Genomic DNA, 12117 nt, shown 5'->3' with positions numbered 1-12117 from the left:
TCAGCGGGTGGTTGCCGGAGCATTGGCTCGTCGGGCGCCAGGATAAGGGAAGTTGCCACATCATGATCATGAACCGCGGAAATGCCGGTGCCGGCGAGACGGACGAGGGAACTCTGCTCGGGCGCCGTGAAGGGCTTCTCAGTCGCCGGTCGTTTCTGGTCGGGGCTAGTGCGCTGGGGCTGGCCGGTTGCGCCACATCCGACGGCATGAGCCTCGCGGAGGCATCAAGGGTCTACGGGCCGGTGCCGGATGAGAAGTTCCCGATCCCGGCGATCGATGTCAGCAAGGTCGATCCGAAATATTTTCGCCGGACCGTTCGCTACGACACCAAGGAGGCGCCCGGCACGATCATCGTCGATCCCGGCAATTACTACGTCTACCGCATCGAGGAGGATGGAAACGCTACCCGCTATGGGGCCAATGTGGGCCGAGACGGGTTCCGGTGGAGCGGAGACGCCTATGTCGGGCGCAAGAGCGAATGGGCGACCTGGACCCCGCCTGCGGCGATGATCAAGCGCCAGCCCGAGGCGGCCAAATGGGCCCGCGGCATGCCGGGCGGCCTCGACAACCCGCTCGGCGCCCGAACGCTTCATCTTTATCAAAACGGCGCCTACACGCTCTACACGATCTATGCCAGCCTCGACGCGGAATCGATCGGCAACGGCATCACCAGCGGCTGCGTCGGCCTGCTGACGCAGGACATGATGCACCTGTACGACCGGACGCCGGTCAAGACCAAGGTGGTCGTCCTGCCCGCTTAAGCAGCGGACCATCCCCGGTTGTCTGGCGCTGCCGGTGCGGGCAGCGCCAACACCAGGCCCGTTCTTGAAGCCTGAATGATTGAGGGAGTGGCGACCCCTAGGAGGTCGACGACGCAATCTTTATCGTCACGCAAGACCGCAGGCCCTTGTGGGTGCCCCGACGTTGCACCCGGGTGCAGAGAACGCGACGATTTCTCGGAAACTCAATGGCTTGGGGAAGGCTTGGTGGAGCTGAGGGGAATCGAACCCCTGACCTCTGCAGTGCGATTGCAGCGCTCTCCCATCTGAGCTACAGCCCCGGTCGTTTGAATCGAGCCAAGTGGCGGAAGTTTTAGGCCCGCCGACGTTGGTCTGTCAATCGGCCGGAGGCGGGGGCCTCCCGTGCCTCGGGCCCGGGATGGGATCCTCCTGCGATGCGGTTATGGGTTGTTCAGCCCCGCTTCAATCGTTACATGAGCAACGCCGATCTCCGACAGGTTTCCCATGCGCGCGCTCCTCAATGTCATTCTGCTGGCCCTGCAGCTCTATACCTACCTCATCATCGCCTCGGCGATCCTGAGCTGGCTGGTCGCCTTCAACGTAGTCAACACTCGCAACGACTTCGTCCGCTCGATCTGGAACTTCCTCGATGCGGTGACCCAGCCTGTGTTGCGGCCGATCCGGAACATCCTGCCCAATCTCGGCGGGGTCGACATCTCGCCCATCATTTTGATCCTGCTGATCATTTTCATCCAGAACTTGATCATCGACTACCTGATGCCGATCGCCTTCTAAGGGCGTTGGGCCATGCCCTGGCGGATCCGCCCCGGCGGCCTTGAGGTCCGGGTGCGCGTGACGCCCCGGAGCGGGCGGGATGCCATCGACGGGATCGAGACCCTGTCGGACGGCCGGCCGGTGCTGAAGGTCCGGGTGAGGGCAGCGCCGGAGGACGGGGCGGCGAACGAGGGCGTCCGGCGGCTCCTCGCCAAGGCCTTGAAGCTCCCGGCCTCGGCGGTGAGCCTGGAGGCCGGTGCCACCACCCGGCTGAAGACCTTTGTGATTTCAGGCGAGGGCGACGCATTGGCCGAAGCCCTTGCCGCCGTGACAGGACGGGAGAGCCCATGAGCGCCACGATCATCGACGGAAAAGCTTATGCCGAGGGTTTGCGCTCCCGCATCGCCAGGGCCGTGAAGTCTCTGGTCGGGCAGGGCGTCACGCCGGGTCTCGCGGTGGTCATCGTCGGCGAGGATCCGGCAAGCCAGCTCTACGTGAAAAACAAGGCCCGCCAGACCCTTGAGGTGGGCATGCGCTCCTTCGAGCATGTGCTGCCCGCTTCCACGTCAGAGGCGGAGCTTCTCGACCTCGTCGCCCGGCTCAATGCCGACCCGGCGGTGGACGGCATCCTGGTGCAGCTGCCCCTGCCCAAGCAGATCGACGCCCAGAAGGTGATTGAGGCCATCGATCCGGCAAAAGACGTGGACGGCTTCCATCCGATCAATGCCGGGCGCCTCATGACCGGTGTGCCGGGCCTCGTCTCCTGCACGCCCTTGGGCTGCCTGCTCCTGGCGCAGTCGGTGCGTCGCGATCTTGCCGGGCTCAATGCCGTGGTGGTCGGGCGCTCCAACATCGTGGGCAAGCCCATGGCGCAGCTGCTCATCGCCCAGAGCTGCACAGTGACGGTAGCCCATTCCAAGACCCGCGATCTTCCAGAGGTGTGCCGCAGCGCCGACCTTCTCGTCGCCGCGGTCGGGCGGCCCGAGATGGTGCGCGGCAGCTGGATCAAGCCCGGCGCCATCGTGATCGATGTGGGCATCAACCGGGTGCCAAATCCGGCCGCCGGCGAGGGCAAGACCCGGGTGGTGGGCGACGTAGCCTATGCGGAAGCGGCCGAAGTCGCTTCCGCCATCACGCCGGTTCCCGGCGGTGTCGGCCCCATGACCATCGCCTGCCTGCTGCGCAACACACTGGAGGCAGCGTGCTTAAGGCGCGGGCTCACCATGCCGCAGGTCGATTTCGCCGCCTGATCAGTTCGCCGCGAAGCAGTAGAGCAGCCCCGCGCCGCCGGTGCCGCGCAGGGCGTCCTGGCTGCAGCCGCCGCGCGTCGCGTGCGAGGAATTCCAGGACTTGGCCGGCGGCGACTCGTCGAGGCCCATGCGGTCGTGATGGCCCGTCATGGCGGCGCCCTCGGCGCCGCTCTTCGTCCAGTTGCCGCAGGTCATGTCCTCATTGCCCGCAAAGGCTGTGCCGTCGGGCTGCGACCCCGTGAGGATGTCGTGCTGGTTCGGCTGGTCGCCGCGGCCCTTCACGGGCTCGCCCTTCTCGGTGAGCGCGGTCTGCTTCGTGATGTTGTTATTGGCGCTGTGCAGGTCCGCCACGTCCTTGGCGATCACGGTTCCCTTGGCGTTCTGCCACGGCCCGCGCCCGATCCGGTCCTTGGCATTGACGCCGTTTGCGCCTTGGGTCGAGAGATAGGCGCGCCACATCTTGCCGCGAATGCCGGCGGCTTCGGCAAGCGTCTCGCAATGGCGGTCCGCGCCATCGAGGCCGCCGAGATCGGCGCCCTTGCCGGATCCCACGCTGGTGACGAAGAAAGTGGTGTCGGCCGAGGCCGTCTGGGCCTGGGTGATCCCGAGGGAGCCTAGGATCATGAGGCCGATGAGGCCCAAGAGCGATACGCCGTCCGTTCCACGCATTGTTTCCTCCGAAGGATGTGAAGACCCCCGTCACAATGACACTTCTGATGCGGGAGTCATTCCCTCCTCACGCCGATGTGAGGATCGGAATCCGGCCATGAAGGCCGCCCGGATGATTCCCGTCTCACGCACCATGCCGCAGATGCTCCACGAGCTGGCGCGCCGAAGCAGGGATGTCCTTGAGGGAGCGGATGCACAGGGTCAGATCGCGAGCGGCCCACACATCGTCAAGGTCGACGATCCCGATCGCCATGGTGCGGGCGGCGCGCTTGGCCGTGGTCTCGGGGACGATGCCGAGGCCGACGCCCGCCTCGACCATACGGCAGACCGCGTCGAAGCTGCGCAGCTGCACCCGCAGACGAATGGGCTTGCCGGTGCGGCTCGCCTTGCCGGCGAGGAATCGCTGGAGGGCGCTCGCCCGGTCGAGGCCGACGAAATCGTGCTCCAGCACCTCCGTGAAGGAAATGCCCGGCCGGGCGGCGAGGACGTGATCCTGCGGCACCACCAGCACGAAGCGGTCGCTGCGGAACGGGTAGGTTTCAAGCTGTCCGGTGTCGACGGTGCCGGCCACGATGCCGATGTCGCCCACGCCCTCGGCGATCAGCCCGACGATCTCGTCGCTGAGGCGCTCCTCCAGGTCGATGGAGACCTGCGGGTGTCCGGCCAGAAACGCGCTGAGCGCCTCGGGCAGGAACTCGGTCAGGGCATTGGTGTTGGAGAGGATCCGGATCTGGCCCGTCAGGCCGCCGGTATAGGAGCCCAGATCCTCCCGCAGGCGCTCGGCCTGGGCCAGGAGGGTCCGGGCGTGCTGGAGCAGGGTTCGTCCCGCGGGCGTCGGGGTCACGCCGGCCCGGGTGCGCAGGAGGAGCGGAGCCCCAAGGGACTTTTCCATGTTGCGGATGCGCGTGCTGGCGGCCGCCAGCGCCAGATGGGCCCGCTCCGCCCCATGGGTGATGCTCCCGGCCTCCACCACATGGCGAAAGAGGCTCAGGTCGGTCAGGTCGAATTGCATAGGTTCCCTTCGTCATTGGCGAAGGGAGATAAGAATAATTAAAAATTGTCCGTTAAGCGAGGGGCGCTATATCTTCGCGGCTGACGAAGCATGCTCCTCTGTTACCCGATTGGGCGGAAGGTGCATTGCGGTGCCGCCGCGCATCTTATACGAACCGTTCCAAACTATGCGCGACCTCGTCGCCGATCAGGAGTGAACATCATGGCTGAGGCGAAAGTGGCCCCGAGGCCCTTGTCCCCGCATCTTCAGATTTACCGGTGGAGCTGGACGATGGCGATGTCCGTCGCCCACCGCATCACCGGCGTTGCGCTTTACGGCGGCATCGCGCTCTTCGCCATCTGGCTCGTGGCGCTCGCCTCCGGGCCTGGCGCCTTCGACAAAGTGCAATGGTTCTTCGGCTCACCTATCGGGTACCTGGTCCTGTTCGGCTACACCTGGATCCTCATGCACCACATGCTCGGCGGCGTGCGCCATCTCGTGTGGGATTTCGGCCATGGCATGGAAGCGGCTCAGCGCATCAACATGGCCCGCTTCACCCTCGTCGGCTCGGTCGCGCTCACGCTGGCGATCTGGGTCGTCGCGTTCATCGCGTTCTAAGGAGACCGGAAAATGGCCGACAACAGGGCTGACACCCGCGTTTCCATGCGCACCCCGCTCGCCCGCGTGAAGGGCCTCGGCGCCTCCGGGCACGGCGTCGAGCATTGGTGGCTTCACCGCATGACGGCGGTGTCGAACGTGCCTCTCATCATCGCCTTCGTGATCATCGTGGCGGCGCTGGCGGCCTCGCCCTCCTACCAGGAGGCCATCGCCATCATCTCGCACCCGCTGGTGGCGATCATCCTGATTCTCGCGGTGGTCTCCGTGACCAACCACATGCGGCTCGGCATGCAGATCGTCATCGAGGACTACGTGCACGACAAAGGCCTGAAGATCGCGGCCGTGATCGCGAACAATTTCTATGCCGTGATCATTGGAGTGGCCTGCCTCTACGCCATTCTCAAGGTCAGCCTCGGCCGCATCCTGGTTTAAGGACAACAGACATGGCTCAAGCAACGAACGGCGCAGCCATCAACGGCAAGGCCTACAATATCATCGACCACACCTTCGACGTGGTCGTCGTGGGCGCGGGCGGCGCGGGTCTTCGCGCCACCGTCGGCTGCTCGCAGGCCGGCCTTCGCACCGCCTGCATCACCAAGGTGTTCCCCACGCGCTCGCACACGGTGGCGGCGCAGGGCGGCATCTCGGCATCCCTCGGCAACATGGGGCCGGACGATTGGCGCTGGCATATGTACGACACCGTGAAGGGGTCGGACTGGCTCGGCGACCAGGATGCCATCGAGTATCTCGTGCGCAACGCGCCCGCCGCCGTCTACGAGCTGGAGCATTGGGGCGTGCCGTTCTCGCGCACAGCCGAGGGCAAGATCTACCAGCGCCCCTTCGGCGGCATGACCACCGATTTCGGCAAGGGCACGGCGCAGCGCACCTGTGCCGCCGCCGACCGCACGGGCCACGCGATCCTGCACACGCTCTACGGTCAGGCGGTCCGCAACCAGACCAACTTCTTCATCGAGTATTTCGCCCTCGACCTGATGATGGACTCGGATGGCCGCTGCATCGGCGTCGTGGCGCTGAACCAGTCCACCGGCGAGATCCACCGCTTCCGCGCCCACATGACGATCCTGGCGACAGGCGGCTATGGACGCGCGTATTTCTCGGCCACCTCGGCCCATACCTGCACCGGCGACGGCAACGCCATGGTGCTGCGCGCCGGTCTGCCGCTGCAGGACATGGAATTCGTGCAGTTCCACCCCACCGGCATCTACGGCTCGGGCTGCCTCATCACCGAGGGGGCGCGCGGCGAGGGCGGCTATCTCACCAACTCGGAAGGCGAGCGCTTCATGGAGCGCTATGCGCCCTCCGCCAAGGATCTCGCCTCCCGTGACGTGGTGTCCCGCGCCATGACCATGGAAATCCGCGCGGGCCGCGGCGTGGGCAAGAACAAGGACCACATCTACCTGCACCTCGACCATCTCGACCCGAAGATCCTGCACGAGCGCCTGCCCGGCATCTCGGAGAGCGCCAAGATCTTCGCCGGCGTCGATGTCACGAAGGAGCCGATCCCGGTTCTGCCGACCGTGCACTACAACATGGGCGGCATCCCGACGAACTATCACGGCGAGGTGCTGACGCTCAAAAACGGCAACCCGGACACGGTGGTGCCGGGCCTGATGGCACTCGGCGAAGCGGCCTGCGTGTCCGTGCACGGCGCGAACCGGCTGGGCTCGAACTCGCTCATCGACCTCGTGGTGTTCGGCCGCGCGGCGGGGCTTCGCTGCGCCGAGATCCTGGAGCCGAACGCCCGTCATGCGGACCTGCACAAGAGCGCCGACGAGCTCGCGCTCTCGCGCCTCGACCGGTTCCGCTACGCCAACGGCTCGACCTCGACCGCGGAGCTGCGCCTCCAGATGCAGAAGACCATGCAGAACAACTGCGCGGTGTTCCGCACCGGCGAGGTTCTGGACGAGGGCAAGAAGCTCATCCACGACGTGTGGAACGCATCCGCCGACGTCAAGGTCACGGACCGCTCGCTGATCTGGAACACCGACCTCCTCGAGACGCTGGAGTTCGACAACCTGATCGGACAGGCGGTCGTCACCATGGAGGGCGCGGCCAACCGTCAGGAATCCCGCGGCGCGCATGCCCGTGAGGACTTCTCCGAGCGCGACGACAAGAACTGGATGAAGCACACGCTCGCGTGGCTCGACGACACCTCCCACAAGGTGACCCTCGATTACCGCCCGGTGCACACCTACACCATGTCGAACGACATCCAGTACATCGAGCCGAAGGCTCGCGTGTACTAAGGAAGACGAAAAACGATGGCCCAGTTCCAACTTCCCAAGAACTCCCGCTACACCGAAGGCAAGACCTGGCCGAAGCCGGCCGATGCCGCCAACGTTCAGGCGTTCCGCATCTACCGCTGGAACCCTGACGACGGGCAGAACCCGCGCATCGACACCTATTATGTCGACCGCGACGATTGCGGCCCGATGGTTCTCGACGCGCTGTTGTGGATCAAGAACAACGTCGACTCGACGCTGGTCTTCCGCCGCTCCTGCCGCGAGGGCATCTGCGGTTCCTGCGCCATGAACATCATGGGCGGCAACACGCTCGCCTGCACGCTCGGCATCGACGATTGCGGCTCGGACACGATCAAGATCTACCCGCTGCCGCACATGCCGGTGCTGAAGGATCTGGTGCCGGACCTCACGAGCTTCTTCGCCCAGCACGCGGCCATCGAGCCCTGGCTGCAGACGCAGACGGCGGAGCCTGAGACCGAGTGGCGCCAGACCCCGGAGGAGCGCTCCAAGCTCGACGGCCTCTACGAGTGCATTCTCTGCGCCTGCTGCACCACCTCGTGCCCGAGCTACTGGTGGAACGGCGACCGCTTCCTCGGCCCCGCGGCCCTTCTCCAGGCCTATCGCTGGCTCATCGACAGCCGCGACGAGTCCACCGGCGAGCGCCTCGACAACCTGCACGATCCGTTCCGGCTCTACCGCTGCCACACGATCATGAACTGCGCCAACACCTGCCCGAAGGGCCTGAACCCGGCGAAGGCCATCGCCGAGATCAAGAAAATGATGATCGCGCGCGCCGTCTGAGGCGGACTCGCAACACTTTTATCAAAAGGCGCCTCCGGCGCCTTTTTTTATGATTTGCGATCCCATATGTCGAAGCCGGAACAATGTTGGTCTAGGTTCATATTCCTCCAGATAGTTTTAGGCCGAAGATCAAGCCTTCCTGAAAAGATGGCACCGCACAAGAGGACCTCGATGAAGACTTACCACTGGCTCGCGATGGCCGTGATGGGCTCCGCTCTCGCTCTCGGAGCGTGCTCCTCGACCCGTCTCGGCGGCCCGCCGGTCCGCAGCGCGAACGCTGCCCCGATCGTCGAGGCGCCGCCGGTCGAGGCCGTGCCGTCCGGGCCGGTCGAGGCGACGCCGCTGCCTCCCGTGGCGGGCGCGCCGCTCGCCGCCGACCCCATGGCGCCGCCGGCCGCAGGCACCGACATTGCCGGCCTGCCGCCCGCCCCGCCGCCGCCGACCGTGGCGGCGCCCGCGCCTGCAGCTGCCCCGGCGCCGTCGAGCCGCACCGCCATGGTCGGCAACTGGAGCGCACAGACATCCGGCGGCAGCTGCCGCATCCAGCTTTCGAGCTCGCCGGCGCTCGACCTCTACCGCGCCTCCGCGTCGGGCTGCTCGAACCAGGACCTGTCCCGGGTCAATGCCTGGGACTACCGCGACGGCGAGGTCTATCTCTACCAGACCGGCGGAGCTGTCGCAGCGCGCCTGCGCGGCTCGTCCGCTTCGCTCAGCGGCGTCCTCGCCAAGTCCGGCGCTCCGCTGTCGCTCTCGCGGTGATAACTGAAAGCAGGCTCCTTTCCCTCCCCCTTGTGGGGAGGGCCAGGGTGGGGGTGACAGCGCCTGACCTGCATAGGTTCTCGCTTACACCCCCACCTCCAACTCCTCCCCACAAGGGGGAGGAGGGCTCGGGTCTAGCCGCATTCCGAGGAATGGCGACTTCGTTGAAAATCCCGCCTCAAGACGTTTGCGCTCAACGCTTCGGAGCGCTATCGATCAGCCCGTGAACGACACCTCCTTCTCCTCGCCCCGCTCCATCACCGCCCGCTACAACGCCCTGGTCACGTCCGGGGCCATCGAGCGCGATCCGGCGCAGGTGGCGCTGCTGAAAAGGCTGGAGGCGCTGGCGGAAAGCCTCGCCAATCATCGGCTTGCCCGCAAGCCCAGCGCGCTCGGCTGGCTCTTCGGCAAGAAAAGCAAGGACCATGCGCCGCCCAAAGGGCTCTATGTCTGGGGCTCGGTCGGGCGCGGCAAGACCATGCTCATGGACCTGTTCTTCGAGGCGCTGTCCGTACGGCGCAAGCGCCGGGTCCATTTCCACGCCTTCCTGTCGGACGTGCACGAGCGCATTCACGATTACCGGCAGAAACTTAAAAGCGGCGAAGTTTCGGGCGACGATCCCATCGCCCCCGTGGCCGAGGCTCTGGCGAACGAGGCCTGGGTGCTCTGCTTCGACGAGTTCACCGTCACGGACATCGCCGACGCGATGATCCTCGGGCGCCTGTTCACGGCGCTCTTCGCCCATGGGGTGGTGGTGGTGGCGACCTCCAACGTGGAGCCGGACAGGCTCTATGAGGGCGGTCTCAACCGCTCGCTCTTCCTGCCGTTCATCGGGCTCCTGCAGGAGCGGATGGCGGTGGCGAAGCTCGATGCCCGCACCGACTTCCGGCTCGAAAAGCTCGCCGGTAGCCCGGTCTTCTACACGCCGGCCGATGAGACCTCCCGCGCGGCGCTCACCCGCGCATTTCGCAGCCTCACGGGCCGCGAGCACGGCAAGCCCGTGACCCTGACCGTGAAGGGCCACCCGGTGGACGTGCCGCAGGCGGCCGGCGGCGTGGCGCGATTCTCCTTCGAGGACCTGTGCTCCAAGCCTTTGGGGGCTGCCGATTACTTGGCGGTTGCCGAGGAGTTCCACACGGTCATCCTGGAGAATATCCCCAGGATGACGTTCGAGCGCCGCAACGAGGTCAAGCGCTTCATCACGCTGATCGATGCCTTCTACGATGCCCATGTGAAGCTGCTGGCCTCCGCGGAGGCCGAGGCGCCGGAGCTCTACCACGCCGATACCGGCCGCGAAGCCTTCGAGTTCGACCGCACGGTGTCGCGCCTGATCGAGATGCGGTCCGAAGAATACCTGTCCCTGCCCCATGGCCGCTCCAACTCTGAGGCCTCCGGCAGCACCACCGGGCTTGCCGAGACATGAAGCGGCCCTCCGGCGGATCCTCACGGGTTGCCGATGACGCCCCGGCCGATACCCGGCTTCTCGCCATCGCGGCCGACCAGCTGAAGGAGTTCGGCCCCAGGCACATCACCGTCGTCGGCATCGCGGACGCCGCCGGCATGACCCACGCCAATGTCTACCGCTACTTCACCAACAAGGCGGCCCTCATCGATGCGGTCGCCGGCCAGTGGCTGCGGCGGATGGAGGCGACGATTGCCGACATCGCGGATTCCCCCGATCCGGCCGACGACAAGCTCGAGCGCCTGATCCAGGCCTGGGCGCGGGTTCACCGGGATCTCCTGAACGAGGATCGCCACCTCTTCGACGTCTATTGCACGGCCACCGAAACCTCGCGTCCCCTGGTGCGCAAGCATCGGGCCCGCATGCGCCAGCTCATCGAGCGGGTGCTGGACGAGGGCATCGTGACGGGCAAGTTCGACCCCCGGGACCGGGAGAAGGCCCACGCCTTCATCAGCGATGCGGTCTATCGCTTCATCAATCCGCTGACCGTACGCCTCGACGGGGAGGTGCCGCAGGACATCCTCGACCAGCGTCTAGCCGTCATGATCCGGGTGGTACTGAGGGCCTTGGCCAACGGCAGCGTATAGGGCCAGTTACAAATTTCAAAAATTGTAACAGGAAAATTCCAGCCCGCTCAGCCCAGCAAGCTTCTGTAAACACGAAGTATTTCCTGATTGTTAAGCTTGAGAACACTTTTACTGGGTCCCAAAGCCGGGCCTGTTAACCTTTTGATCGCTTGATGGCTGCCCATTTCTGGTGTCATACAGCGCCACCTCAAAAAGGCTCATGCCAACAATCCAAGGCAAAACCCAAGGACACACTATGGCCCGGAAAAAGATCGCGCTCATCGGTGCAGGCCAGATCGGCGGAACGCTCGCCCATCTCGTCGGCTTGAAGGAACTCGGCGACGTCATTCTCTTCGACATCGCGGAGGGCATTCCCCAGGGCAAAGGTCTCGACATCGCGGAATCCGCGCCGGTCGACGGGTTTGACGCCAAGTACAAGGGCGCCAACGACTACGCTGACATCGCAGGCGCCGATGTGATCATCGTCACCGCCGGCGTGCCGCGCAAGCCCGGCATGAGCCGCGACGACCTCATCGGCATCAACCTCAAGGTCATGGAAGCGGTCGGCAACGGCATCAAGCAGTACGCCCCGAACGCCTTCGTCATCTGCATCACCAACCCGCTCGACGCCATGGTGTGGGCGCTCCAGAAGTTCTCCGGCGTTAAGCCTGAGAAGATCGTCGGCATGGCCGGCGTGCTGGACTCGGCCCGCTTCCGTCACTTCCTGGCCGAGGAGTTCAACGTGTCGGTCGAGGACGTGACCGCCTTCGTGCTCGGCGGCCACGGCGACGACATGGTGCCGCTGGTGCGCTACTCCACGGTGGCCGGCGTCCCGCTGCCCGACCTTGTGAAGATGGGCTGGACCAGCCAGGAGAAGCTCGATGCCATGGTCGAGCGCACCCGCAAGGGCGGCGGCGAGATCGTCAACCTGCTCAAGACCGGCTCCGCCTTCTATGCGCCGGCTGCCTCCGCCATCGCCATGGCCGAGAGCTACCTCAAGGATAAGAAGCGCGTCCTTCCCTGCGCGGCCTATCTCAACGGCCAGTACGGCGTGAAGGACATGTTCGTGGGCGTTCCGATCGTGATCGGCGAGAACGGCGTCGAGCGCATCGTCGAGGTCGCGTTCTCCGGCGAGGAGAAGGCCATGTTCGAGAAGTCCGTCGCTTCGGTGCAGGGCCTCGTCGACGCCTGCAAGCAGATCAATTCGACCCTCGCTTAACCCT

The 12117-nt window shown here is 65.4% G+C and carries 14 protein-coding genes and 1 tRNA gene; 12 read left to right on the top strand and 3 right to left on the bottom strand.

Features of this window, described 5'->3' with window-relative positions:
• Positions 1 to 62 precede the first annotated feature (62 nt).
• Complete coding sequence (locus tag I2H36_RS09025; RefSeq protein WP_196263549.1) at positions 63 to 761, top strand: L,D-transpeptidase; 699 nt, start codon at positions 63 to 65, stop codon at positions 759 to 761.
• A 223-nt stretch (positions 762 to 984) separates the two neighbouring features.
• Here I2H36_RS09025 and I2H36_RS09020 read toward each other — a convergent pair.
• A tRNA-Ala gene (locus I2H36_RS09020) sits at positions 985 to 1060 on the bottom strand.
• Between the two features lie 184 nt (positions 1061 to 1244).
• Here I2H36_RS09020 and I2H36_RS09015 point away from each other — a divergent pair.
• The 3 genes from I2H36_RS09015 to folD are packed head-to-tail and all read left to right on the top strand — an operon-like array spanning position 1245 to position 2764.
• Positions 1245 to 1535 carry a YggT family protein gene (locus I2H36_RS09015; protein WP_036358112.1) on the top strand — a complete coding sequence of 97 codons (291 nt, stop codon included), beginning with the start codon at positions 1245 to 1247 and terminating at the stop codon, positions 1533 to 1535.
• Between the two features lie 12 nt (positions 1536 to 1547).
• On the top strand, positions 1548 to 1865 hold the full coding sequence (locus I2H36_RS09010; RefSeq protein ID WP_196263548.1) for a DUF167 family protein: 318 nt from the start codon (positions 1548 to 1550) through the stop codon (positions 1863 to 1865).
• The gene (gene folD / locus I2H36_RS09005; protein WP_196263547.1) at positions 1862 to 2764 is read left to right on the top strand and encodes a bifunctional methylenetetrahydrofolate dehydrogenase/methenyltetrahydrofolate cyclohydrolase FolD; all 903 of its coding nucleotides are present in this window, start codon (positions 1862 to 1864) and stop codon (positions 2762 to 2764) included. Before I2H36_RS09010 ends, folD begins: the two co-directional genes overlap by 4 nt.
• On the opposite strand, the gene I2H36_RS09000 is transcribed toward folD, so the two are convergent.
• Together I2H36_RS09000 and I2H36_RS08995 are read right to left on the bottom strand one after the other, a co-directional pair.
• Positions 2765 to 3388 carry a hypothetical protein gene (locus tag I2H36_RS09000; protein WP_246718733.1) on the bottom strand — a complete coding sequence of 208 codons (624 nt, stop codon included), beginning with the start codon at positions 3386 to 3388 and terminating at the stop codon, positions 2765 to 2767.
• A 169-nt stretch (positions 3389 to 3557) separates the two neighbouring features.
• Entirely contained in the window at positions 3558 to 4445 is an 888-nt protein-coding gene (locus tag I2H36_RS08995) for a LysR family transcriptional regulator (RefSeq protein WP_196263545.1), read from the bottom strand.
• Between the two features lie 201 nt (positions 4446 to 4646).
• On the opposite strand from I2H36_RS08995, the gene sdhC reads away from it, so the two are divergent.
• From sdhC to mdh, 8 genes are all read left to right on the top strand, one after another.
• On the top strand, positions 4647 to 5042 hold the full coding sequence (gene sdhC, locus I2H36_RS08990; protein WP_196263544.1) for a succinate dehydrogenase, cytochrome b556 subunit: 396 nt from the start codon (positions 4647 to 4649) through the stop codon (positions 5040 to 5042).
• Positions 5043 to 5054: 12 nt separating this feature from the next.
• A complete protein-coding gene (gene sdhD, locus I2H36_RS08985) occupies positions 5055 to 5474 on the top strand; it encodes a succinate dehydrogenase, hydrophobic membrane anchor protein (RefSeq protein WP_196263543.1) in 420 nt (139 codons plus the stop codon).
• An 11-nt stretch (positions 5475 to 5485) separates the two neighbouring features.
• Positions 5486 to 7309 carry a succinate dehydrogenase flavoprotein subunit gene (sdhA, locus tag I2H36_RS08980; RefSeq protein WP_196263542.1) on the top strand — a complete coding sequence of 608 codons (1824 nt, stop codon included), beginning with the start codon at positions 5486 to 5488 and terminating at the stop codon, positions 7307 to 7309.
• 15 nt (positions 7310 to 7324) lie between these two features.
• Positions 7325 to 8107: a succinate dehydrogenase iron-sulfur subunit gene (locus tag I2H36_RS08975; protein WP_196263541.1), complete on the top strand. Its 783-nt coding sequence runs from the start codon at positions 7325 to 7327 to the stop codon at positions 8105 to 8107.
• 171 nt (positions 8108 to 8278) lie between these two features.
• Positions 8279 to 8866, top strand: a complete 588-nt coding sequence (locus tag I2H36_RS08970; RefSeq protein ID WP_196263540.1) for an AprI/Inh family metalloprotease inhibitor — start codon at positions 8279 to 8281, stop codon at positions 8864 to 8866.
• 223 nt (positions 8867 to 9089) lie between these two features.
• A complete protein-coding gene (zapE, locus tag I2H36_RS08965) occupies positions 9090 to 10289 on the top strand; it encodes a cell division protein ZapE (RefSeq protein ID WP_343234418.1) in 1200 nt (399 codons plus the stop codon).
• Positions 10286 to 10915: a TetR/AcrR family transcriptional regulator gene (locus I2H36_RS08960; protein WP_196263539.1), complete on the top strand. Its 630-nt coding sequence runs from the start codon at positions 10286 to 10288 to the stop codon at positions 10913 to 10915. The genes zapE and I2H36_RS08960 overlap by 4 nt, the downstream gene beginning before the upstream one ends.
• Positions 10916 to 11150: 235 nt before the next feature.
• The gene (gene mdh / locus I2H36_RS08955) at positions 11151 to 12113 is read left to right on the top strand and encodes a malate dehydrogenase (RefSeq protein ID WP_196263538.1); all 963 of its coding nucleotides are present in this window, start codon (positions 11151 to 11153) and stop codon (positions 12111 to 12113) included.
• The last annotated feature ends 4 nt before the right edge of the window (positions 12114 to 12117 follow it).

The organism is Microvirga terrestris (genome assembly GCF_015694425.1).
Lineage (GTDB): Bacteria > Pseudomonadota > Alphaproteobacteria > Rhizobiales > Beijerinckiaceae > Microvirga > Microvirga terrestris.
The sequence above is the reverse complement of the archived record's forward strand: the minus strand, read 5'-3'. Positions and strand labels throughout refer to the sequence as shown.